This window comes from Verrucomicrobiia bacterium (assembly GCA_035765895.1).
Classification (GTDB): domain Bacteria; phylum Verrucomicrobiota; class Verrucomicrobiia; order Limisphaerales; family DSYF01; genus DSYF01.
On record DASTWL010000072.1, the window covers coordinates 1 to 22350 of the forward strand.

The following is a 22350-nucleotide window of genomic DNA, read 5'->3' on the forward strand; positions in this document are numbered from 1 at the left end:
GGCGTCATCGTAGCGTTTGGCTTGTGGCACCGGCGTCGCCGCAGTCGTGTGCTTGGGTTCAGCAGTCTTGAGCTTGTTCATGTGCGCTTTCTGTTAGCGCACCGCCCCCAAGGTGTCCATCAAACCGGGTGAGGCCCAGGCACTGCGTTCCGCGAATCCTCCGGCGACGATGCTCGTTGCTCGCCCGTGGGGCTCGCACTGCGCGTCTGGGCCTCCGTTGCCATCCGACTCGCTTTCGCTCCCCAGGACCGCCCTCGGCGCGGAAAGCTGCGGTGCCGCGCCTTCGCATGCCTTGCCGAAGGCCGGCAATCTCTGGCGGCGGTCTCGGGCCGCCGTTCAGCCCGGGCCGTCCCGTGGCTGGAAAGTTTGTCCGCCACGCGCACCAGGGACCGCTCCGCCCCCAGCTCCAGATAGATTTTGAATGCCGCAAATGCCCGGTCGCTCTCCTTGGGTTGCTGTTCAAATGCCATTGCCATGCATCCTGCTCCTTTCCGTGTTGAATACTCCCGGCCCTGATTCGTCGAATCTTGCCGTATGGTTCGTCTGCGTCGTCACTCGCAACAATTGCTTCCGGAGAGTCTTTCAACCCTCCGCCGTTTTCACTTCAAGCAGAACCAGCGGCTGCCGGTGGTGCCAGTCGTTCGCCTCGAACCGGAGTCGCACCCCGCGCGGCCACTGCCGGAAACGCAAGGCACCGCGACCCACCCGGTCTGAATCCCCCGCCGCCGCCTGCGGGCCCGCCGCACTCTCACTCCTCTGGCAGTGCGGAAAGGACAGCCCGAGCCTGACGAGGGCTGTTCCTTTCCACTGCCCGCCGTTGAGTCCTTCTCTCCTCTCTTTATAGGGATGTGAGAGTGTGAGAGTAAACCACCTGCTCACGACGCAACCTCCTGATGGCTGGCCCAATACAGCCCGCCGGAATGACCAATCATTCCGGCGGCCTTCAGCCGGTTCAAATAACGGTTCGCCGTGGCCTCGCTCATCTCCAGTTGCTCGCGGGCCTGACCAATCACCCGCTTGTAGCTCAAGGACTCCGCACCGAGCACGGTGTCGATGAATTCCCGGTCTGAGCACACCTTGTTCTTGGACTGGGTCCGGCGCAGCGCATCCGGGTTCAGATCCTTCGCGACCCGCATCAGGGGAAACTCCCACGCCACGACGAACTCGGGCAGTTGCGGCAGGTTGCGCAGAATGCTCGTCACCGTGAAGCAGTTCTCCTCCTCGTGCGGTGTGAGCACCACAATGCTGTCCGGGTCGCGGGACCACGCGCCGGCTCCGCTCATCCGGTCCATGGCGCTCTTCGTCGTGCTGTCCCCCTTGGCAAAATGATGCGCCACCACCACCGCGGCACCCGTGCGCTGGGCCAGGCCCTCCAGCTCGTTCATCAGCCCGGCAATCTCGCCGTTGGCATTCTCATCGCGGTTCCCCAGCACCTTGTAGGCCGGGTCCAGGATGATGAGGCCGAAAGGATGCCGCATGAGCTGCTCCTCAAGCTTCGGACGGAGCAAGGTCAGGTCCGCATTGTGTCCCCGCAGATTCCAAACGTGCAGCGTCTTGCCCATCGCCTTGCACTCGGGCCGGGCGCCGCACAACGCATTGATGCGTTGCGCCACCGCCCAGGTGTGCAGCTCGAAATTGATGTAAACCACGGGCAGCTTCGCGCAGGCTCGCCCCCACCACGGTTGCCCGCTGGCCACCGCGAGGGCCAGGTCGAGCAGACACCACGACTTGTTGCTCTTGCTCGTGCCGCCGAGGATCATCTTGCAACCCTGGTGCAGGATGCCCTCGATGATGAGCGGCGGCGGTGGCGTCGCCACGGTGCACAACTGCTCCAGCGTCAGGATTTCCGGCAACGCGGGCGCGGCGGCACCCAGGTCCACCGCAATGTCCACTTGCTCGCTCATTTGTAGACCTCCATGCTGGAGCAGGCATGCACGAGGATCTCCTGGGAAAGCTTGATGAGATTGAGGCTGAACTGAAAGCCATCGGCTTCTGGGAAGGGGAGCCCAACCACAAGCCCGTCTCGCCCCAATTCGAGTTGTGGCTTCAGAAAACATTCCTGCCCAATGCACGGTCTGCCGTTTGTGACAGTAAGCTCCCGCACCAGAGTCAGGTCGGCCTGGTGGCCATGCGCCAATACGACTATCACTCCACCGTGGACCGGGCCTTGAATCTCGTGCGCCTGCTCAATGAATTTGACCGTGCGGTTGAAAGTCGTGCTTCCCGCACGTGAACCGTCCTGGCGCTGACCCTCCGCGCCTGCGCGTCTCGGCGGTTGATTGGCCCAGGCGGCTCGCCTTCTGTGGCCGTCCGTGTTCATCCGTGGTTTAACTTTTTCCCTGCGGACCGAACGGGTCGCCTGGCAAAATTCTTTTGCCTCCGGTTCCAAATCGCTCATGCTGCCATCGTGATCTCGAAGCGGCGAAAGTGGGTGCTGGCTCTGGCGGGCGTGCTGTCCATTGCCGCTGGGATTGCCTTGCTTCTCAACCGCGAGGAGGGGCCGTTCTATCAGGGTAAGCGCCTTAGCGAATGGGTTTCCATTTACAGACTGGAGCCGGATGACGACGTCTCCAGGCAGGCCATTCGCAGCATTGGTGCCGAGGGTTATCCTTATTTGATAAAATGGATCGATTATGAGAGACCAGCGTGGCGCATCAAGCTGAGCCAATTGATTCCGTATCAAATTGTAGTCAACCGCGCCGTCGCCCGCTTGGTTTATGGTGATGACTCCAGAGCAACGGCAGCCGCGAGTGCGTTTCGTGCCCTCGGAACCAACGCGGCACCCACCATTCCCGCCCTCGAAGCGATGATGAATAATTCCAAACGCCCAAGCGCCGCCAGGCTGGCCCTCTTCGCCCTCGGCTATATGGGTGAGCCTGCCCTGCCGGCCTTGACGAACGCCTTTGCCAACCCACATCAAAACTTGCGATATATGATACCCGTTGCCCTTGATTTGATGGCCGCCAACGCGAGCAACTGCATGAGTCGTTGCACGTCTGTTCTGCGCGAACACTTGAACGACCCGGATCCAATGGTGAGCCTCTACACCACCATGTGCCTCCGGGATATTACCCATGAACCCCTCACCAATGCGCCCACCTCCGCACTTCCGCGGTGAATTGTCCCAGCTTCCTGTTTTCCTGATTTCCAAATTCACAAGCTTGCTCGTGCGGCTCGCACCTTTGTGTCTCTGTGCCTCTGTGGCTAATCATTGAGCCACACCAGCCGTTGCAGTTTGCCGTCCCGCGCGCGCCGAAGGAACTGCCGGTCACGGCACTCATTGGCAACGCGCACGGCGTTGCCGAGTGGAAGTTGTTTCTGAACGAATAAGACCACGAGAGGGCGGGTGTCAAAGCTCGCTCTTGGGCCTGCCGGAGTAGTGGCTACTGGCGGCGTGCTGAGGCGTGCCGTGAAAAGGCGATTGAAATGGGAATCGTGGCGAAGCCGACCGCAAGAGTGATTTCGGCGCCGCTCATCTTCGAGGAAAACAGCACAGCGGAATGATCCGGGCGCGGGGGACTCGCGCCGGGAGGACGACGGTCTCCGATGTCCGTGAGCGAAGCCAATGCTCGACGCCGTTTTGACGGAGCACGGGAAGAAAGCGCGGCCGGTCATGCCGGCCGGTCGCCGTGGGAATTCAGCCGCCGTTGGCCGCGTCAAGTGCGTGCGAGCCGACGGAACTGATACAGAACGAGGAACGCCAGGCCCATCAAGGCCGCAGTGGCTCCGCCATCCGGGACTGAAACCGGCGTTCCGGCAAAAACCTGCCCGGTGTTGAGGGTGCCGGCCGTGGCGGTCTGTTCCGAACTCCAGGTGAAATCGGCGTATTTGCCACCCGTTCCAACCAGCTGCAAAGACGATCCCGTGACATCGCCCGGTTCGGACACACCAATGTCCGTGCTCAACACCCCATCCGCCGCCCCGCCCACCGCAGTGAAGGTGCCTTCGTAACTCAAGAACTGAATCAGCGTGGAGCCATTCACCAACGCCAGCCCATCGGGCGCTCCGTTTTGAATCCCGTTGGACGCGTAGAAGAACGCCAGCGTGCCAAAGCCGTCCTGCAGATCGGGTATCACGCCCGTCAACGCAGTGGTGTTGTAGAGCGCGCCACCGCTGCCATTGTATAGCAGTATCGAATAACCTGAGAGATCCGTCCCGGCAAGCCCGGCAATTTCGACAAACTCGCCGGTGTCTGTGCTGGTATTGTCGTAGTGAATTTCGTTGATCCACGGAGATTCAATGGCGTCGACCGAGAACATGGCAACAGTCAGAACAAGACATGTGAAGAAGCTTTGTTTCATGGTTTAAGACCTTTCTGATTCCCAACACTATGAGCGCCAAAAGGTCGAGCAGCTTTAATACCGCAGCAACGGGAGACCGGCGAGCAACAGGACTTAACGATTTCAATACGTGGGCGTTACAAACATACCAACACGCTATTCTCAGAGAGTTTGAGCGCCCCAATTTGTAAACCTTACCGACATCGCATTGATGGCACACAAGCAGGCCGGCAGCGGATTTCCATTCTTATGGTCACCACCACACATATCGATGGGCCGCCTGGCCGACGTGGCGGAGCCACGGTTTATGTCTGCTTCGGACGGGTGTTGGGCTGGATGACCTTCGCTCCGGGCTGCGGCGAACTGCAATTGAGGGATGTCCATGGCGCCGGCGCGCGACGCACGATCCCAAGGCCGGCAACCGGCAGTTTTTAAATCGGCAACGCATTTCACTTTCACACCAAATCGAGGGTTTTTTGATATTGATGATCAGCCTTCAGTTCAAAGAAAACCTCAACAGTCCAAGGCACCGTTTCCTTCCTTCTCAAAAGAAGCTTCGCAGGCTACTCTGGTGCCATTCACCTCCCTGAATATGTTCCCATGAGTTACAAGCGAAAAACCTGGAACGAGAAGCTGGCCGACAACAAGGGCCTTCCCAAAGTGTGCGAGGCGATGGCGAGCAAACGAGGCGGCATCGGCACCTTTGTCATCCCTGCTCCGAGCGAAGTGGACGCGCTCATGCGCCGCGTGCGCAAAGGCAGGTTGACCACGATTGATGAATTGCGACATGTGCTTGCTCGACAGCACGGCACAAACAGCGCCTGTCCGATTACAACGGGCATCTTCGCCTGGATAGCAGCACACGCCGCCGCGGAGTCAGCGGCCGAAGGCACGTCGCGAATTACGCCCTATTGGCGCACCTTGAAGTCGAAGGGCGAGTTAAATCCAAAATACACGGGCGGTGTTCCGGCGCTAAAGAAACGGCTGCATGCCGAAGGCCACAAGATCGTGCAGAAAGGGAACCGATTTTTCGTCAAAGATTTCGCCAGGCATTTGGCCGCGTTCAAGGAGGCTTAACGCGAAATACCAAGTGTCACATCCAACCATTCAAATTCCCGACATGAAACAACACCTGTTGGCCGGGCTCCTGGCCACCGGCATTTTGAGCGTATTATCAGCCGCTTCGGCTGCATCTGCTGCGGACGAAAATCCGGTGGAAGATTTGCCCCCCTATATCACGCAAGTCACCTGGTTTGGCGAACGCGCGGACTGGTCGCACGATGGCAGCAAGATTCTCTTCCTTTCGAAAACATTTGGCGACGCCATGGAACTCGATGTCGCTTCAAAACGGATTCGCAATCTCACCGCGCATTATCCTCATCACGGCTACACTCGCGCGCTTTACCTGGCAAACGGGGATATTTTGCTGTCCGGGCCGGAAACTTTCGAGCCCAAGCGCGCAGGCGAGGCTCGCGTGCAATGCTGGCTCTACGTGCTGGATAAAAGCCTGACTCGTCCTCCCATCCCGTTGGGCACCAAATGCAGTGAAGGCCCGGCCGTATCGCGCCGCCGGATGCACATCGCCTGGACCCACGTTGCAGCCGAATATCCGGACGAAATGGCAGCCGGCAGTTCGCGCATGCAGGAAGCGGACATTGTCTATGAGGACGGCAAGCCGAAGCTCGCCAATCAACGGCTGATCATCAGCAGCCGAGACCTGCCGTTTCGTTGCACGTTGGAAACCCAAAATTTTCGGCCACCCGACGAGAAGGAACTGACCTTTAGCGCGTATGGCTACCAGGGCACCGACGTTTGCGGCATCGACCTCACGACCAGGAAGGTTACCAACTACTCCAACTCGCCCGACCAATACGACGAACCGGAAGGCATCTTCCCGGACGGACAGTTTACGCTGGTGGAGTGTGACAAGCAAAACCACCAAGGCCCGAGTCACGTGGACCTCTGGAAACTGAAACTCGATGGAAGCGGCAGTTACGAACGCCTCACTCACTTCAGCGACTACCCGGGCTTCAAGGCGTCCAACCCTGTGGTCAGCGACGATGGAAAATTCATCGCCTTTCAAATGGCGAAATCGCGCGAAGCCGCGGGCGTCGGCCACGGCCTGTTCATTTACGACATCGCAAAGGCAAAGAATGCGGAAAGTAAATGACCCAGGTTGCGCCGCGGCAAACTTTCCTTCACGCCTGGCGTTTTAAGCCCATTTTTTTCATGCGGGAGAGCAAGGTGGTGGGCTTGATCCCCAGCAGTTCCGCCGCCCCACCGCGCCCTTTGATTTTCCAGCCGGACTTTTCCAGCACAGCCGCCAGATTCTCCCGTTCACGCTGCTGCATTTCCAGTTCGGTCAAGAATTCAATCTGATTACCCGCTTCACCCTGCGGTTCAGCTAAAGGGATGGACAGGGGTGCGTTCGCGCCGGGCAAATCGAATTCAAGCAGGCCACCCCGAGCCAGAATCACGGCGCGTTCGATCACATTCCGAAGCTCACGAATGTTGCCCGGCCAGAGATAACTTTGAAGCTGAACAACCCCCGCACGAGTAAGACGCGGCTGGGCGTAACCGAGTTCCTTTACCGAAGCTTCGATGAAATGCCTGGCCAAAAGCGGTATGTCTTCGCCGCGCTCCCGCAAGGCCGCGACTTGAATGGGGAAAACATTTAGCCGGTAGTAAAGGTCTTCGCGAAATCTTCCCGCCGCAACCTCCTTCTTTAAATCACGGTTCGTGGCGCCAATGATGCGCACGTCGGCATGCCGCGTGCGATCTTCGCCGACCCGTTCGTAACATTTCTCCTGCAAGACACGCAGCAGTTTGCCCTGCAACTCCAATGGCACCTCGCCAATTTCGTCCAGAAAAAGGGTTCCGCCTTCGGCTGTCTCGAACCGTCCCGCGCGGTCCTTGATGGCTCCCGTGAACGCACCCTTGGCGTGACCGAAAAATTCACTCTCATACAGCTCCTTGGGAACCGAGGCGCAGTTTACGCGAATCAATGGCTTGTCTTTCCGCCGGCTGCGGCGGTGAATCTCATGCGCGACCAGTTCCTTGCCGGTGCCGGTCTCGCCAAGGATGAGCACCGAGGCATCGGTGGGCGCCACCAGGTCAATCTGGCTGACAACTTGTTTTAACGCGGCACTCTGGCCAACCAGATCTCCAAACGCCTTGGCTTCGATGACTTCTTCTTGAAGGTAGGCGTTCTGCTGTTCAAGTTGAGTTTTGAGCCGCTGGATTTCTTCAAACGCCCGCGCGTTTGCGATGGCTCCTGCGACGTGGTCCGCGAAGATGCGTCCCCAAATTTCCGCGCCCGCAGGAACATTCTGCCGGCTGAATACCGCAATAACGCCAAGCACCTCGCCCTTGAACGAAATCGGCACGCCGTTGAACCCCCGAATTTGTTCCGGCTTGAGCCAATCAATGTAAGCGAGTTCGCCGGGTTCCTGGTCCAGATCCCGCAGCACGAGTTGCTTTCCGTCAGCTCCAATCCTGCCGACCGGGCCGGCCCCCAGCGGAATGCGCGCGAAACGATCCGTCATGCGCGCGTATTCCTCTTCCTCTCCGTGCTCTATCAAGTGGCTGCCACCCGCCACCGCATGGAGACATCGCGTTTGGTCGGGACAATCCTTCCGGCGCACGCAGGTTGCGCAGATATCTCCTTTGTAGATGAGCCAGATCCGGACCCGCGCGACCGCTGGCCGTTCCAGGATCCGCGCGACCAGTTTTTTGAGCAAAGCCTCCAACGACTGCTCCTGCGCAATCTCCAAGAGCAAAGCACTTGCAAAGGCGGGGTCAAATTTGTCGTTGTCGCCGGATTCCACGTTCTGCTAATAGCCGAAGCTCGCCTTCAATTCAACCTGACAAACGGTTCGCACTGAAACGGCAAACTTTGGGCGTCATGTCTGGGGTTGCAATGCTTAACGTGTTGCAAGCCGCGACGTCAGCGCCCCAACGGCCAGCAGCAGAAATGCGACCGCCAGCCCGAATGAATAATCATTTGCATGCAAATGGACGATGATCGCAGCAATGAAAAACAGGGTGGCATGAATCACTCTCGTGCTTTGTCATGGATTGGCTGGCAATTCGCTCAAGCATTAAAGGAGACGAACTGGGGGGAAATTCTGTGACAAGTCCGCTCGACTTTTATCCCGCAACTGATCTGCGTCCCGAGTCGCAAACCCGATTAAAGAATCGTCCGCTTTGTGTCGAAAAAGGAACGCGAAAGGCATGGCCCTCCAGGAAGTTTGGTTTCGCGTGTCTCGCAGCCAATTGGCAACACAGGCTCGAATGATCAGGACGAACTCTCGACCATTACCAGTTCAATTTATCGCACGTTCAACATTTCGTCCCATTGCTTCCATCAAATCAACAATCTCATCTTGCTTACAATAAGCATATTACGAATTAAACTCCAGATGGCACGAAATCTGAGAAGGGAGGGACAAAGTAAGAACAGAACACGGCCAATGAAAGTAAATGACACCATGAGCACTGCGACAGCCACTCTCCCAGAAACCATCTCCCCGCGAGCCGTTGATTCGTCCGTTACACCCGGCAGCCGCGCGGTAGAAGTGCGTGAAACCACCGAAACGCTGACCAAGGCTGTAAACGGACATTCCCATCCGGCTGCCGCCCCCCGGAAAACCAATCGGCAACGCCATTGGATCGTTGGCGTCGCCGTGTTGGCAGTGGCCGCAGCAGTCGGAACCTATTATTGGAAATTCGTGGCGCCATACGAATCCACCGACGACGCGTTTATCGAGGCTCATGTTGCGCCGATTGCGCCGCAGGTTGCCGGCCGAGTAACCCGCGTGTTGGTGAAGGACAACGAAGACGTGAAGCAAGGCGATGTGCTGGTGGAAATCGACGCGAGCGATTATCAAGTGAAACTGGATCAAGCCCGTGCCAATCTCGCCGCCGCGCAAAGTCAGCTGGATCAAGCCAACGCGCAGTTCTCCGTCGATCAGGCCAAGGCGGCGCAGGAGAAGGCCAGTGTGGAGGCTGCCAAAGCCGAAGCCAATCGGGCCGAAGCCGATTTGAAGCGGTATCAGGCGGTGGGTGATCTGGGTGTTTCAGCCAGCCAACTGGATCTCGCCGCGACCGAAGCGCGTTCCACTGCGGCGCAAGTCGAAGTAGCGCGCAACAAGGAGCTGGCCGCAGAAGCGCAGCTGGGCCTGAGCAAAGCCAACATCCGAACCGCCAAGGCGGATGTTCAGCGAAATGAAGCGGCGGTGCACCAGGCGGAACTTGATCTCTCCTACACGCAGGTCAAAGCGCCGGAAGCGGGATTTGTGACGCATCGCACTGTCGAGGCGGGCGCCTACGTGCAAACCGGTCAGCCTCTGCTCGCGATTGTGCCGCGACACGTCTGGGTGGTGGCGAATTTCAAGGAGACGCAGTTGACTCACATGCATCCCGGCCAGCCAGTCGAGGTCAAGGTCGACGCGTATCCACAGATCAAGTTTACCGGTCATGTGGACAGCATCCAGTCCGGTGCCGGTGCGCGGTTCAGTTTGTTGCCGCCGGAAAACGCCTCCGGCAATTATGTCAAGGTCGTGCAGCGCGTGCCGGTGAAGATCACGCTCGATAACGCGAACGCCAGTCAATATGTCCTGGGCCCGGGCATGTCGGTCGAACCCGAGGTTCGGGTGAAGTAACTGCAACCGCACCCGCCCACACTTCATCGTCATGAACACCAACGAAACTCAGCCGAGCGTGAATCCCTGGACGATCGCCGTGTCCGTGATGCTGGCCACGTTCATGGAGGTGCTGGACACGTCGATCGCCAATGTTTCGCTGCGGCACATTGCGGGCAGCCTCTCGGTGTCCACCGATGAATCCACATGGGTGCTGACGACCTACCTGATTTCCAATGCCATCGTCATCCCGACCACGGCATGGTTTGGACAGAAATTCGGCCGCAAACGTTTCCTGATGACTTGTGTGGCCATCTTTACGGCGGCTTCGTTCCTGTGTGGTGTTGCCACCAGCCTGCCGATGTTGCTCGCGATGCGTGTGCTTCAAGGTGCCGGTGGCGGCGCGCTGCAGCCGATCGCGCAATCCATCCTGCTCGAGAGTTTTCCGAAGGAAAAGCACGGCACCGCGATGGGCGTGTATGGACTGGGTGTGGTGACCGCGCCGATTCTCGGGCCGGTGCTTGGTGGCTGGATCACCGACAACTACAGTTGGCGCTGGATTTTCTTCATCAATGTCCCGGTTGGAATATTTGCGTTGATGTTAATGCAACGCTTCATCCATGACCCGCACTGGATTCGCAATGCCCGTCCCGCGCGCCTCGACGTGATCGGCTTCAGCTTCATGTCGCTCTGGCTCGGCTGTCAGGAAGTGCTGCTGGACAAGGGGCAGGAAGACGACTGGTTCGGCTCACACTTCATCGTGATCATGGCTGCCCTGGCCGTGGCCGGCTTCATCGCCTTTATCTGGCGGGTATCGAGAACGGAAAAGCCGTTCGTGGACCTGAGCGTCCTGAAGAATTACAACTTCAGCCTCGGCCTGGGTTTGATGTTCTTTGCCGGCCTGTCGCTCTACAGCCTCACCGCGTTGATTCCCTTGTTCCTGCAATCATTGATGGGTTACACGGCGTTGCAAAGCGGTTACGCCATGATCCCGCGCGGCCTGGGCGCCTTGGTGGCGATGCCGCTCGCCGGACGGCTCGTGACCAAGATTCAGGGCCGTTACCTCGTGGCCGGTGGCTTTCTTTCCTTTGGCGGCGCGTCGTTCGTGCTGGCGCACCTGTCGCTCGACCTGTCGATCTGGGTTCTGTTCTGGCCGTTGTTCTTCAGCGGAGTCGCCATTGCGTTCATGTTCGTCCCGCTGAACACAATTGCGCTGGGCTCGCTCAAGCCGGAGCAAATCGGCAATGCCAGCGGCATTTTCAATCTCATGCGGAACGTCGGTGGCAGCGTGGGCATCTCGCTGGTCACAACCTTCGTGGCGCGCAGCGCCCAGGCACACCAAACAATATTGGCCGCGCATTTGACGCCCTACGACACAACTTACCAGTCCACCTTGCAAACCATGACCTCTTCGTTTGCGGCTCACGGCAATGCGGCAGCCCATCAATTGGCCGTTGGTTCCATGTATCACACGCTGCTGAGGCAGGCCAACCTGCTGGCGTATCTGGATAACTTCCGTTGGTTCGCGCTGTTGTGCTCTGTCTGCATCCTCGGTGCGCTGCTGTTGAGAAAAGTCAAGGTTCACGCGCCGGTCGCGGCTCATTAATGGAGAACAAAATCATGAAAGCAAATCAAGTGCTGCTCTTAACCCTTCTGGCGCTCGCCGCCATTGTGGCCATCTTAAACTCGGGTTGCGCTGTGGGACCGAACTATCACCGGCCTGAAACCAGCACTCCGGCGCACTGGAGTGAACCCCTTGCCGGCGGCGAAACCAATTCAACGGCAGCGGTCGTCATGTGGTGGAAGACTTTCAACGACCCCGAACTGGATTCGCTGGTTGATCGTGCGGTGCAGTCCAATCTGGATTTGCGCATTGCCGAGGCACGTGTGCGCGAAGCCCGGACACAATACCGGATTGCCTCGGCGGATCTTTGGCCGACAGCCAGTGCATCAGGTTCCTATGCGCGAGCGGGGACGAGTCATCACCAACCTGTGCTGGGGTCTTTGCCCCGTCCTGCGAATGTTCCCTTTGAAAATGACGTTTACCAGGCGGGGTTTGATGCATCGTGGGAACTCGACGTATTCGGCGGAAAACGCCGGGCCGTGGAGGCAGCCAAAGCAGATGTCGCGGCCATCGAATTTGGTCAGCGCGCCACCGTGATGACATTGTTGGGCGATGTGGCGCGAAATTACGCCGATCTGCGGGGGTATCAACGGCGCCTGGCCATTGCGAACGAGAACATCACGGCACAGGAGGCGGCGCTGGCCATCACACGCAATCGTTTCACCAACGGTGTCACCAGCGACCTGGATGTGCAGCAGGCGTCCACGCTGCTGGCCAGCACACTCGCCGAAGTTCCAACACTGGAGAGCGCAATCCAGGCCAGCATTCATCGGCTAAGCGTGCTGCTGGGCCAGCCGCCCGGCGCTCTGCAAACCGAACTATCAAGTTCAATCCCCATTCCAGCCGCGCCGCCGGAGGTTCCGGTTGGACTGCCCTCGGACCTGATGCTGCGTCGCCCAGATGTGCAAGCAGCGGAACGCCAGCTTGCCGCGGCCACAGCCAATATCGGCGTGGCGACCGCGGACTTGTTTCCAAAATTCTCACTCACCGGTGTGGCGGGATTCCAAAGCGTGAGCGCAAGCGACTGGTTCACGAGCGGCAGCAAGTTTTGGTCGGTCGGTCCTTCCATCCAATGGAAGATTTTTGACGCCGGTCGCATCCGCGCCAGTATCAAGGTCCAAAACGCCCGACAGGAACAGGCCCTGGCCAATTATGAACAAACCGTGTTGGCGGCTTTTGAAGACGTGGAAAACGCGCTGGTATTTTATGCCAAGGAACAGGTGCGCCAGCGCTCGCTGGGAGACGCCGTCAAATCCAGCCAGAATTCACTGGTGCTGGCGCAAAAGCTTTATGCTAACGGCCTGACCGACTTTCTCAATGTCCTGGAGGCCGAACGCTCGCTATACCAAGCACAGGATCAGTTGGTCCAAAGTGAGCGCACCGTTTCGGTGGATCTCATTGCGCTCTACAAGTCACTTGGCGGCGGCTGGCAAGTGGCAGCCCCGCAAACCGCGCTTATTTCGGCCAACAGCTCCATGCGTTGGAATCAAAGGCACTGACAAAAAGAATCATGAAAGCAATTTACCTGAACCGTAAAGGTGGTCCTGAGGCCTTGAGTTATGGCGACATCCCCAAGCCAGAGGCGGGTGAAGACACCGTGCTGGTCCGGGTCCAGGCCACGGCAGTTACTCCCACCGAGCTGGCCTGGTTTCCAACATTTCGCACACCCGCAGGTGGACCACGTCCGTTCCCAATCGTGCTGGGGCATGAGTTCTCAGGCGTTGTTGAATCCGTCGGGCTGAACGTGAAGACGTTCCGGCCCGGAGATGCCGTTTATGGGATGAATGATTGGTTCAGCAACGGAGCGCAGGCAGAATACGTCGTTGCTCCGGCTGGCGCACTGGCCCGCAAGCCAAGATTACTCGAACCCGGCCGCGCCGCCGCTGTGCCCATCTCCGCGTTGACGGCATGGCAGGGCTTGTTCGAAAAGGCAGAATTGCATTGCGGGCAAAGCGTTTTAATTCATGGAGCATCAGGCGGTGTCGGTCTGTTTGCCGTGCAACTGGCGCGCCGTCGCGGGGCCCACGTCATTGCCACGGCATCAGCGCCGCATCTCGATTTTATTCGGGCGATGGGCGCCGCAGAGGTAATTGACTATCGGGCCACACGGTTTGATTCCCAGCTTCGCGACGTGGATCTCGTCTTCGACACAATCGGCGGCGAAACGCTGGACCGCTCCTGGGCTTTGCTCGCGAATGGTGGCAGGCTGGTAACCATTGCCACATCCAGCGCCAGTTCAGCCGACGCCCGTGTCCGTGACGCCTTCATGTTGGTGCGCGCAGACGGAGCCGAATTGGATGAAATCGGGCGACTGATTGATGCTGGTGAACTTATGGTGTTTGTTGACAACGTGTTCCCGCTGGCCGACGCCCCCGCCGCTTACGAGCGAGCCCGGCGCGGCGGAAGGCGTGGGAAAATCGTCCTGCACGTGGCGGATTAATCCAAAAAAGCCGCCGTTCGGTCGAAGGGAAAATAATTGTCCAAATTCGGCTGGCTCATACGTCGTTACTTCGAGTAAGACAATATCACCTTACAGGAGCATCAATATGAGCAACACATCAGAACACGGATACATGCTGATTTTTCGCGGCACAGACTGGTATAAAGGCCTTTCGCCCGGGGAGATGCAGCAAATCACTGACCGCTGGATGGCTTGGTTCAACGGCTTGAAGGACGAGGGCAAATGTATTGCCGGCAATCCACTCGAACGCGAAGGCAAAATTATTGCGGGTAAAAATGGCCGCCTCGTTTCCGACGGGCCCTTCGCCGAATCAAAAGAGACCATTGGCGGTTATTTTCTACTTCGGGTAGGCACGCTTGATGAGGCGGTGGCCATCGGCCAGCAATGCCCCGGCCTGCCTTACGGCATCCGTGTTGAAGTCCGGCCCGTGGCAGGCGAATGCCCAATCGCCGAAGAATTACGCGCCGAAGCCCGACTGTCCCATGCTTAAATAACATGAGCACAGAATTTTCCGCCCGCCCTTCCAAGGTGCTCTTTTGGACAGGATGGGTGCTGACCTTGTTGCCGGCAGCATTGCTGGTGTTTAGCGCGGTAATGAAACTGATGAAACCGCAGCCCGTCGTGGAGGGGTTTGCGCACTTCGGCATTCCCGAATTGGTCATCGTTCCGCTCGGCGTTTTGGAACTGGGCTGCACGGTCATTTATCTCATCCCGCGGACGGCCGTGCTGGGCGCGATCTTGCTCACCGGTTACCTCGGCGGTGCCACCTTCGCAAACGTGCGCATCGGCGATTCCTTCATTATGACCGTCGTGGTCGGCATCGCTGTTTGGGGGGGACTCTTTCTCCGTGACCCGCGCGTGCGACAATTGATCCCCTTGCGTTCTGGCGGAGCACCGGCGGGAAAATAATTGAACTTCGTTGTCCCAAATCAGCGCCCTGGTTCGTCGTCATTGGGACGGAGACAAACATCAAACGAAAAGAAATCATGAGCACCAACAATGATCGTCACCTGGTTCAACCCTACCTCTTTTTCGACGGGCGCTGCGAAGAAGCCGTCGAATTCTACCGGCGCGCGCTGGGCGCGGAAATACAGATGCTGATGCGGTTCAAGGACGCTCCCGAGCCGCCGCAACCGGGGTGTGCGCCTGGTTCCGAGAACAAAATCATGCACGTCAGCTTTCGCATTGGCGGTTCTGTGATCATGGCGTCGGACGGACGCTGCGAAGGCAAACCAACCTTCGCCGGCTTTGCCCTGTCGCTCACCGTGGCCAATGCAGCGGAGGCGGAAAAGTCGTTCAACGCGTTGAGCGAAGGCGGGCAGGTGCAGATGCCGCTCGGCAAGACGTTTTTCTCCCCCAGCTTTGGCATGGTGGCCGACCGTTTCGGCGTGTCATGGATGGTTTATGTTGCGCCCTGACGCGGGCAACATTCCGTAAGCCTCAACAGCAATCAAAACGAATCCGCCATGACTGCTGAAACAATCACGCCGGTTGGAAGCCCGTTTGTCATCGCCCAGGTCTTCGACGCACCGCGTGAACAGGTCTGGCGCGCCTGGACCGAACGGGCGCGCCTCATGCAATGGTTTGGTCCAAAGGGATTCACCATGCCCGCCGCGAAGATGGATTTTCGCCCGGGCGGCATGTTCCATTACTGCCTCCAGGCCCCCGACGGCACCGAAATGTGGGGCAAATTTGTTTATCGAGAAATCGTCCCCCCAGAGCGCATCGTGCTCATCAATTTCTTCTCAGACGAGGACGGCGGCATCACGCGGCACCCCATGAGCGCGACCTGGCCGCGCGAAACCTTGTCCACCACGCGCTTCCTTGAACAGGACGGCGGCACGACGCTGGCCATTGAGTGGTCGGCCTGGAACGCCACGCCGGAGGAGCAAGAGACATTCGACGGCGCACACGACGGCATGCAGCAGGGCTGGCAGGGCACATTCGAACAACTCGCCGCGTATCTGGCCAAAGCGACGCAAGCCGGCCCGGCATCCGCCAACGCGGCGTCCGGCCAGCCCGCCCAATAACCCGCAACGACCCGTCACCGCATTCCACGCTACAACCGCAAAAACCAATAGGAGCATCCATGAGCAAAGTTCGAGTGTTGGTCGGCACAAAAAAGGGCGCGTTCATTCTTACGGCGGACGGCCGGCGCCAGAACTGGGAAATCACCGGTCCGCACTTCGCGGGGTGGGAGATTTACCACCTGAAGGGTTCGCCTGTGGATCCCAATCGTCTCTACGCGTCACAATCGAGCGGTTGGTTTGGCCAGATCATCCAGCGCTCCGATGACGGCGGCAAAACGTGGATCACGCCCGGCAGCAGTGCGGAGGAACTGAAGAGTCCGGATGGCTTTCCCAAAGGCGAGAGCAACAAGTTTGTTTACGCGGGCGAAGCCGGAAAACACCTCTGGTATGACGGCACGCCGCATCCGTGGGAGTTCAAGCGCATCTGGCACGTTGAGCCTTCGACAACCGATCCCGACACCGCCTACGCCGGCGCGGAAGACGCGGCGATTTTCAAAACCGCGGATGGCGGCAAAACGTGGCAGGAACTGCCTGGATTGCGCAACGTCAAGAGCCATCTCTGGCAGCCGGGCGCGGGCGGCATGGCCGTGCACACCATCCTGCTGGATCCGAAAAACCCAAACCGGATTTACGTCGCCATCTCGGCAGGCGGCTGTTTTCGCACGGATGATGGCGGCAAAACTTGGAAACCCATCACGCGCGGACTGAAGTCGCTTTTTGAACTGCCCGACCCCGACGCCGAAGTTGGCCATTGCGTGCATCGCATCGCCCTGCACCCCACTAAACCTGACGTGCTGTTCATGCAGAAACACTGGGATGTGATGCGCTCGGACAATGCCGGCGATCAGTGGGCCGAAGTCAGCGGCAACCTGCCAACGGATTTTGGTTTTCCCATCGATGTGCACTTCCACGAGCCGGAGACGATTTACGTCGTCCCCATCACCAGCGATTCGCTGCACTACCCGCCGGACGGCAAGCTGCGTGTCTATCGCAGCAAAACCGGCGGGAATGACTGGGAGCCACTGGGCAAGGGGCTGCCCGAGAAAAACTGCTATGTGAATGTCCTGCGTGACGCAATGGCGGTGGACCAGCTCGATGATTGCGGCATTTATTTCGGCACGACCGGCGGGCAGGTCTATTGCTCGCCCGACGGCGGCAACACGTGGAGCGCCATCGTGCGCGATTTGCCGCCTGTTTACTCGGTCGAAGTGCAGACGCTGCCATGATCCGGGTTCAACTTCCATTTCATCTGCGCACGCTTGCCGGGGTGAATGGCGAAGTGCAGCTTGCGGTCCCCGCCCCGGTCACGTTGGGTGCGGTGTTGGAGGCCGTGGAAACGCGATACCCCGTGTTGCGCGGCACCATTCGCGACCATGTCACCTTGAAGCGCCGTCCGTTTGTCCGGTTCTTCGCCTGCAAGGAAGACCTTTCGCTCGAACCGCCGGAAACGCCGCTGCCCGCGCCCATCCTCACCGGCGAGGAACCGTTCCTGATCATCGGTGCCATGGCCGGCGGCTGAGTCCGGACCGTTTCCAACCGCAACCAACCAACGTTCTCCCGCCATGCGCCAAAAACCTTTGCTCAAAACCATCCTCATCACGCTGGCCGCGCTGATGGGCATCTTTCTCATCGTGGTGGCGTTCCAGCCGTCTCAGTTCCGGGTCACCCGGTCGATCCTGATTGACGCTTCCCCCGCCGCGGTTTTCCCGCACGTGAACCAGTTGAAAAACTGGGAAGCGTGGAACCCGTGGGGCAAGGTGGATCCGGAAATGAAGCTCACCTATGACGGCCCGGCGGGCGGAGTCGGCGCCAGCTATGCGTGGGTGGGCAACAAGGATGTTGGCGAAGGCCGCGCCACCATCACGGAGAGCCGCACCAATGAACTCGTCCAGCTCAAACTCGAATTCTTCAAGCCGATGGCCGGCGTCAGCACGGCGGTGTTCTCCTTCAAACCCAGGGGCAATCAAACGGAAGTGACGTGGCTGATGACCGGCGAGAACAACTATCTCGCGAAAGCGCTCTGCCTGTTCATGAACATGGACAAGATGATCGGTGGCCAGTTTGAAAAGGGCCTGGCCGCGCTCAAAACAGCAGCCGAGACCGCTCAATGAGCACCCACGCCCCAAAATGTCATGTCCTAAAATCCCGGACTCGTTCGTCATCTTCATGAAGCGGCACAACCGCCGCGACCCAAAGAAAACCATGAACACATCTGCAAAAAACGAATACCTGCTGCTGTTCCGGGGCACGGCCTGGTATAACCACCACTCGCCCGAAGAACTTCAGCGCGCCATGAGCCAGTTCAAGGGCTGGTTCGACCGGCTGGCGGAACAAGGGAAAGTCAAGGCCGCGCAGCCGCTGGTCCGTGAGGGCGCCATCATTACGGGAAAAACTGCCCGTGTGGTGGCGGACGGCCCCTTCGCGGAAACCAAGGAAGCCGTCGGCGGCTATCTCCTGCTGCAAGCGGACAGCCTTGCCGAAGCGATTGCCATCGCTCAGAGCAGCCCGGCCCTGCAATACGACACGCAGATCGAGGTCCGGCCCGTCGCCGAAGAATGCCCCATTGAGGCCCGCATCCGCACCGCGGCCGCGGAACCGCAACTCGCCGCCGCGTGAATCCGGCCGCGCCTGCCAGCGACACCCCCACGCCACCACCCGGAGAAATCTCCGCGGTGGTGGAACATCTGTTCCGCCAGGAAGCGGGCAAGATGGTCGCCACGTTGACGCGCATTTTCGGCATCGAGCACCTCAGCCTCGCCGAAGACGTGGTGCAGGAAGCACTTTCCCGCGCGTTGCAAACCTGGCCGTTCTATGGCATCCCGCAAAATCCCGCGGCCTGGATCATGCGGGCCTCGCGCAACCTTGCACTGGATGTGTTGCGACGTGAAAAGGTCTTTCGCGACAAGGAGCCCGAAATCACCCGGCTGACCGAACTCCACGCCAGCGCGCCCGCCGAACCGGTCTTCACCGAACAGGAAATCCGTGATGACCGGTTGCGCATGATGTTCGTGTGCTGCCATCCGCTCATCCCCGCCGAGGCGCAGGTGGCGCTCGCGTTAAAAACGCTGTGCGGTTTCAGTCCGGCCGAAATCGCGAAGGCCTTTCTCACCAGCGAAGCCGCCATCGCCAAGCGGCTGACCCGGGCCAAACAAAAAATTCGCGAAGCGCGCATCCCGTTCGAGATTCCGGCGGGCGAAGAACTGGCGCGCCGGCTCGACGGCGTGCTGCAATCGCTTTACCTGCTCTTCAACGAGGGCTACAAGGCGTCCATGGGCAACAAGCTCGTGCGCGAGGATGTGTGTTTTGAAGCGGTTCGTCTGGCCACCCTGCTCGCCGAACATCCCGCCGGCAACCAGCCCAAGACCCGGGCGTTGCTCGCTTTGATGCTGCTGAACGCCGCCCGCCTGGCGACGCGCGTGGACAATGAGGGCAATCTGCTCCGCCTGCAGGAACAGGACCGAAGCCGCTGGGATCAGCCGACCATCGCCCGCGGCCTGTTTCACCTCGCCCAATCCGCCGCCGGTCAGGAAATCAGCGAGTATCATTTGCAGGCGGGCATCGCCGCGTGCCATTGCGCCGCGCGGGATTACGCGGCCACGGACTGGCGGCAAATCCTGAGCCTCTACGACCGGCTCGTGGAGTTTGACGATTCACCGGTCGTCGCGTTGAACCGCGCCGTCGCGCTCGCGGAAGTGCACGGGCCGCAGGCGGGCATCGCCGCGGTCAGCGCCATTCGCAATCTGCAATCGCTTGATTCATATTACCTGCTCCACGCCGTGCTCGGCGAATTTGAGTCGCGCCTGAACCATCCGCAGGCCGCCGCGAATCACTTCCGCCGCTCGCTGCAACTGGCGGAAATCAAGTCCGAGCAGGTCTTCCTCGCCAAACGGCTCCAGGCCTGCGAAGCCGCCGGTTGATCCGGTTCGCGTTCCCGGCTTGCGTCCCGGGGTGGGTGGGCGAAAGTTTGGCCCAGCGGGCATGAAGACATTCGACAGCTTGACGGAACGGGAAATTCTCGCGCTGGCCATCTCCCTCGAAGAGGAGGACGCGCGCATCTACGAGGATTTCGCGGACGGATTGCAGGACAACCACCCCGAGCAGGCGGCCAAATTTCGCAACCTGCGACGCGAGGAGGACGGTCATCGCCACCGGCTGCTGGAACTTTACCAGCAGCGTTTTGGTGAGCATGTGCCGTTGATCCGCCGCCAGGATGTGCGCGGCTTCGTAAACCGCCGGCCGGTCTGGCTCGTGCGCCCCCTCGGCTTGACCGCCGTGCAAAGGGCTGCCGAAGGCATGGAACTGGAGACGAAACGATTTTACGAGGCCGCGGCCGCGCGCGCCGCCGACACGGGGATCCGTCAGTTGCTCGGCGACCTCGCCGAGGAGGAACGCAACCACGCGCACACGGCGGAACAAATTGGCAAGGCGAAGCTCAGCGAAAGCGAAGAGGCCCGGCGCAAGCGGCTCTTTGTGTTGCAGGTGGTGCAGCCCGGGCTGGCGGGGTTGATGGACGGCTCGGTTTCCACGCTGGCCCCGCTCTTCGCCGCCGCCTTTGCCACGCACAACAGTTGGGCCACCTTTCTCGTCGGGCTCGCCGCCAGCGTGGGCGCCGGCATCAGCATGGGATTTGCCGAGGCGTTGTCGGATGACGGCAGCCTCACGGGGCGCGGCCACCCGTGGGTGCGCGGACTGGTGTGCGGTTTGATGACGACGGCGGGCGGCATCGGCCACACGCTGCCGTATTTGATTCCGCACGTGCGAACCGCCACCACGGTCGCCGTCTGCGTGGTGCTCGTGGAGCTGTTCCTCATCTCGTGGATCCGCCACCGGTTCATGGACACGCCGTGGTCGGCGGCACTGTTCCAGGTGGCGCTGGGCGGCGCCCTGGTCTTCCTCGCCGGCATTCTGATCGGCATTTCCTGAGTGGCGCCGCGGCGCGCCGCACGTTAAGAAGATACGCATGAACGAGAAAATTGGTTTTGTCGGGGTCGGCCGCATGGGCGCCAACATGGCCCGGCGGTTGCACGACCGTGGCCACGCCGTGACGGCCGTTTATGATCTCAACCGGGAGGCCGCCCAGGCGCTGGCCGGCGAAATCGGCGCCGCCGCTTGCGGGCAACTGGCGGACGTGACGGCGCGGGCGGACTGCATCATCACCGTTGTCAGTGACGACGCGGCGATGCGGCGGATTTTTTCCGAAACGGAGGCCGACAGCCTGCTGCGCAACGCACAGGACAAATTGTTCATCAACTGCGCAACTCTTTCGCCAGCGGTGCACGTTGAAGTCGAACAGGCGGCACGCCGCGCGGGCGCCGACAGCCTCGAAGCGTGCATGGCGTCGAGCATTCCGCAGGCGCGGCAAGGCACGTTGTATCTCATGTGCGCCGGGAGCGAAGCCGCCTTTCGCCGGGCGACGCCGGTGTTGCAGGAGCTCAGCGCATCCATGCGTTTTGTGGGCGGTGCCGGCCAGGCGGCGCAGGTGAAGGCGCTCGTGAACATGGTGATGAACATCAACACCGCCGGTCTGGCAGAGGGCCTCGCGCTCGGCGATGCGTTGGGACTCGACCTGACCCTGCTGCGCGAAGTGCTGTCGCAAACCGGAGCCGCATCGCGCGTGCTGGAGACCGACGGGGCGGACATGCAGCAGCGTGAGCATTCGGTGTTTTTCTCCGCCGCCCACGCGGCCAAGGACAGCGGGATCGCCCTCCAGCTCGGCGAGCAATGCGGCCTGCGCCTGCCGCTGGCGCGCGCCACCAAGGAGCAATACGACCGCATGGTCGCCGCTGGTCTTGGGGGCCTCGACAAATCCGGCATTGCCGAACTAACCTTCAAAGGCCGTCACGCCGGCCCACAGTCATGAACCCCCTACCCACCGTGAAATATCCCATCCCGGATTACCGGACACTGATTGTCCGCGGGTGGCGGCGCAAATGCCCGCAATGCGGCCAGGGACCGATTTACCGACGCTGGCTGAACTTCCACGAACGCTGCCCCGTATGCGGACTGCTCTATCTCCCAAACCAGGGCGATTTGTTCGGGCCGCTCGTGTTCCTCGACCGGGCGCTGTTTCTCATTCCGTTCATCGTGCTTTTTTACTTCCGCGTCTGGCATCCGCCGCTGGCGGTTTATCTGGTGTGCGGCGGGGCGATGATTTTTGGGCTGATTTACACGCTCCCGCACCGCAACGGTGTCAGCCTTGCGTTCGATTACCTGATGCGTCGTCGCGGCGGCGACTTGATGGATCCGAACGAGCCGGACGCAAAATAGGACGAATTCGCCGCCCGGCGCGGCCGCAAAAAAACTGTTCGCGGGC

General features: G+C 59.9%; 25 protein-coding genes. 21 read left to right on the forward strand and 4 right to left on the reverse strand.

The annotated features are described in order from the left end of the window. Window positions 1–875: 875 nt before the first annotated feature. Window positions 876–1904, reverse strand: a complete 1029-nt coding sequence (locus tag VFV96_14125; protein HEU5071536.1) for an AAA family ATPase — start codon at window positions 1902–1904, stop codon at window positions 876–878. Next, entirely contained in the window at window positions 1901–2398 is a 498-nt protein-coding gene (locus tag VFV96_14130; protein ID HEU5071537.1) for a hypothetical protein, read from the reverse strand. The genes VFV96_14125 and VFV96_14130 overlap by 4 nt, the downstream gene beginning before the upstream one ends. Window positions 2399–2407: 9 nt before the next feature. Here VFV96_14130 and VFV96_14135 point away from each other — a divergent pair, with 9 nt between their 5' ends. Further along, a complete protein-coding gene (locus VFV96_14135; GenBank protein ID HEU5071538.1) occupies window positions 2408–3118 on the forward strand; it encodes a HEAT repeat domain-containing protein in 711 nt (236 codons plus the stop codon). Between the two features lie 74 nt (window positions 3119–3192). Next, on the forward strand, window positions 3193–3330 hold the full coding sequence (locus VFV96_14140) for a hypothetical protein (GenBank protein HEU5071539.1): 138 nt from the start codon (window positions 3193–3195) through the stop codon (window positions 3328–3330). 326 nt (window positions 3331–3656) lie between these two features. Here the strand turns inward: VFV96_14140 and VFV96_14145 are convergent, their stop codons facing one another. Beyond that, window positions 3657–4259 (reverse strand): VPDSG-CTERM sorting domain-containing protein, encoded by a 603-nt coding sequence (locus tag VFV96_14145; protein ID HEU5071540.1) that lies wholly within the window; start codon window positions 4257–4259, stop codon window positions 3657–3659. A gap of 621 nt (window positions 4260–4880) precedes the next feature. Between VFV96_14145 and VFV96_14150 the strand changes: the two genes are divergently transcribed. Further along, on the forward strand, window positions 4881–5357 hold the full coding sequence (locus VFV96_14150; protein ID HEU5071541.1) for a hypothetical protein: 477 nt from the start codon (window positions 4881–4883) through the stop codon (window positions 5355–5357). Beyond that, a complete protein-coding gene (locus tag VFV96_14155; protein ID HEU5071542.1) occupies window positions 5269–6450 on the forward strand; it encodes a hypothetical protein in 1182 nt (393 codons plus the stop codon). The genes VFV96_14150 and VFV96_14155 overlap by 89 nt, the downstream gene beginning before the upstream one ends. 28 nt (window positions 6451–6478) lie before the next feature. Here VFV96_14155 and VFV96_14160 read toward each other — a convergent pair whose 3' ends face one another. Next, window positions 6479–8107 carry a sigma 54-interacting transcriptional regulator gene (locus VFV96_14160; GenBank protein ID HEU5071543.1) on the reverse strand — a complete coding sequence of 543 codons (1629 nt, stop codon included), beginning with the start codon at window positions 8105–8107 and terminating at the stop codon, window positions 6479–6481. Between the two features lie 180 nt (window positions 8108–8287). Between VFV96_14160 and VFV96_14165 the strand changes: the two genes are divergently transcribed. From VFV96_14165 to VFV96_14245, 17 genes are all read left to right on the forward strand, one after another. After that, window positions 8288–8413 (forward strand): hypothetical protein, encoded by a 126-nt coding sequence (locus VFV96_14165; protein HEU5071544.1) that lies wholly within the window; start codon window positions 8288–8290, stop codon window positions 8411–8413. A gap of 75 nt (window positions 8414–8488) precedes the next feature. Further along, window positions 8489–9943, forward strand: coding sequence for an HlyD family secretion protein (locus VFV96_14170; GenBank protein ID HEU5071545.1), 1455 nt, complete (start codon window positions 8489–8491; stop codon window positions 9941–9943). Between the two features lie 31 nt (window positions 9944–9974). After that, the gene (locus tag VFV96_14175) at window positions 9975–11528 is read left to right on the forward strand and encodes a DHA2 family efflux MFS transporter permease subunit (protein ID HEU5071546.1); all 1554 of its coding nucleotides are present in this window, start codon (window positions 9975–9977) and stop codon (window positions 11526–11528) included. Next, window positions 11456–13045: an efflux transporter outer membrane subunit gene (locus tag VFV96_14180; GenBank protein ID HEU5071547.1), complete on the forward strand. Its 1590-nt coding sequence runs from the start codon at window positions 11456–11458 to the stop codon at window positions 13043–13045. The genes VFV96_14175 and VFV96_14180 overlap by 73 nt, the downstream gene beginning before the upstream one ends. Window positions 13046–13056: 11 nt before the next feature. Next, window positions 13057–13986 carry an NADP-dependent oxidoreductase gene (locus VFV96_14185; protein HEU5071548.1) on the forward strand — a complete coding sequence of 310 codons (930 nt, stop codon included), beginning with the start codon at window positions 13057–13059 and terminating at the stop codon, window positions 13984–13986. Window positions 13987–14092: 106 nt separating this feature from the next. Continuing rightward, window positions 14093–14497: a YciI family protein gene (locus tag VFV96_14190; GenBank protein HEU5071549.1), complete on the forward strand. Its 405-nt coding sequence runs from the start codon at window positions 14093–14095 to the stop codon at window positions 14495–14497. A gap of 5 nt (window positions 14498–14502) precedes the next feature. Further along, complete coding sequence (locus VFV96_14195) at window positions 14503–14916, forward strand: DoxX family protein (protein HEU5071550.1); 414 nt, start codon at window positions 14503–14505, stop codon at window positions 14914–14916. Between the two features lie 77 nt (window positions 14917–14993). Further along, window positions 14994–15425 (forward strand): VOC family protein, encoded by a 432-nt coding sequence (locus VFV96_14200; protein ID HEU5071551.1) that lies wholly within the window; start codon window positions 14994–14996, stop codon window positions 15423–15425. 48 nt (window positions 15426–15473) lie between these two features. Continuing rightward, window positions 15474–16037 (forward strand): SRPBCC domain-containing protein, encoded by a 564-nt coding sequence (locus VFV96_14205; protein ID HEU5071552.1) that lies wholly within the window; start codon window positions 15474–15476, stop codon window positions 16035–16037. A 59-nt stretch (window positions 16038–16096) separates the two neighbouring features. Next, window positions 16097–17263 carry an exo-alpha-sialidase gene (locus VFV96_14210; GenBank protein HEU5071553.1) on the forward strand — a complete coding sequence of 389 codons (1167 nt, stop codon included), beginning with the start codon at window positions 16097–16099 and terminating at the stop codon, window positions 17261–17263. Next, window positions 17260–17556 carry a MoaD/ThiS family protein gene (locus VFV96_14215; protein HEU5071554.1) on the forward strand — a complete coding sequence of 99 codons (297 nt, stop codon included), beginning with the start codon at window positions 17260–17262 and terminating at the stop codon, window positions 17554–17556. The genes VFV96_14210 and VFV96_14215 overlap by 4 nt, the downstream gene beginning before the upstream one ends. Window positions 17557–17599: 43 nt before the next feature. Continuing rightward, complete coding sequence (locus tag VFV96_14220) at window positions 17600–18148, forward strand: SRPBCC family protein (protein HEU5071555.1); 549 nt, start codon at window positions 17600–17602, stop codon at window positions 18146–18148. Window positions 18149–18239: 91 nt separating this feature from the next. After that, entirely contained in the window at window positions 18240–18653 is a 414-nt protein-coding gene (locus VFV96_14225) for a YciI family protein (GenBank protein HEU5071556.1), read from the forward strand. After that, complete coding sequence (locus VFV96_14230) at window positions 18650–19954, forward strand: sigma-70 family RNA polymerase sigma factor (GenBank protein HEU5071557.1); 1305 nt, start codon at window positions 18650–18652, stop codon at window positions 19952–19954. Before VFV96_14225 ends, VFV96_14230 begins: the two co-directional genes overlap by 4 nt. Before the next feature lie 61 nt (window positions 19955–20015). Next, on the forward strand, window positions 20016–20960 hold the full coding sequence (locus tag VFV96_14235) for a ferritin family protein (GenBank protein ID HEU5071558.1): 945 nt from the start codon (window positions 20016–20018) through the stop codon (window positions 20958–20960). Window positions 20961–20997: 37 nt separating this feature from the next. Further along, on the forward strand, window positions 20998–21897 hold the full coding sequence (locus VFV96_14240) for an NAD(P)-dependent oxidoreductase (GenBank protein HEU5071559.1): 900 nt from the start codon (window positions 20998–21000) through the stop codon (window positions 21895–21897). After that, window positions 21894–22304: a DUF983 domain-containing protein gene (locus VFV96_14245; GenBank protein HEU5071560.1), complete on the forward strand. Its 411-nt coding sequence runs from the start codon at window positions 21894–21896 to the stop codon at window positions 22302–22304. The genes VFV96_14240 and VFV96_14245 overlap by 4 nt, the downstream gene beginning before the upstream one ends. The last annotated feature ends 46 nt before the right edge of the window (window positions 22305–22350 follow it).

Coding starts and splice junctions, on each gene's coding strand:
- VFV96_14125 (HEU5071536.1), bottom strand. CDS start 1,904: ATGAGCGAGCAAGTGGACATTGCGGTGGACCTGGGTGCCGCCGCGCCC.
- VFV96_14130 (HEU5071537.1), bottom strand. CDS start 2,398: ATGAGCGATTTGGAACCGGAGGCAAAAGAATTTTGCCAGGCGACCCGT.
- VFV96_14145 (HEU5071540.1), bottom strand. CDS start 4,259: ATGTTCTCGGTCGACGCCATTGAATCTCCGTGGATCAACGAAATTCAC.
- VFV96_14150 (HEU5071541.1), top strand. CDS start 4,881: ATGAGTTACAAGCGAAAAACCTGGAACGAGAAGCTGGCCGACAACAAG.
- VFV96_14155 (HEU5071542.1), top strand. CDS start 5,269: ATGCCGAAGGCCACAAGATCGTGCAGAAAGGGAACCGATTTTTCGTCA.
- VFV96_14165 (HEU5071544.1), top strand. CDS start 8,288: ATGCAAATGGACGATGATCGCAGCAATGAAAAACAGGGTGGCATGAAT.
- VFV96_14175 (HEU5071546.1), top strand. CDS start 9,975: ATGAACACCAACGAAACTCAGCCGAGCGTGAATCCCTGGACGATCGCC.
- VFV96_14185 (HEU5071548.1), top strand. CDS start 13,057: ATGAAAGCAATTTACCTGAACCGTAAAGGTGGTCCTGAGGCCTTGAGT.
- VFV96_14190 (HEU5071549.1), top strand. CDS start 14,093: ATGAGCAACACATCAGAACACGGATACATGCTGATTTTTCGCGGCACA.
- VFV96_14195 (HEU5071550.1), top strand. CDS start 14,503: ATGAGCACAGAATTTTCCGCCCGCCCTTCCAAGGTGCTCTTTTGGACA.
- VFV96_14200 (HEU5071551.1), top strand. CDS start 14,994: ATGAGCACCAACAATGATCGTCACCTGGTTCAACCCTACCTCTTTTTC.
- VFV96_14205 (HEU5071552.1), top strand. CDS start 15,474: ATGACTGCTGAAACAATCACGCCGGTTGGAAGCCCGTTTGTCATCGCC.
- VFV96_14210 (HEU5071553.1), top strand. CDS start 16,097: ATGAGCAAAGTTCGAGTGTTGGTCGGCACAAAAAAGGGCGCGTTCATT.
- VFV96_14215 (HEU5071554.1), top strand. CDS start 17,260: ATGATCCGGGTTCAACTTCCATTTCATCTGCGCACGCTTGCCGGGGTG.
- VFV96_14220 (HEU5071555.1), top strand. CDS start 17,600: ATGCGCCAAAAACCTTTGCTCAAAACCATCCTCATCACGCTGGCCGCG.
- VFV96_14225 (HEU5071556.1), top strand. CDS start 18,240: ATGAACACATCTGCAAAAAACGAATACCTGCTGCTGTTCCGGGGCACG.
- VFV96_14235 (HEU5071558.1), top strand. CDS start 20,016: ATGAAGACATTCGACAGCTTGACGGAACGGGAAATTCTCGCGCTGGCC.
- VFV96_14240 (HEU5071559.1), top strand. CDS start 20,998: ATGAACGAGAAAATTGGTTTTGTCGGGGTCGGCCGCATGGGCGCCAAC.
- VFV96_14245 (HEU5071560.1), top strand. CDS start 21,894: ATGAACCCCCTACCCACCGTGAAATATCCCATCCCGGATTACCGGACA.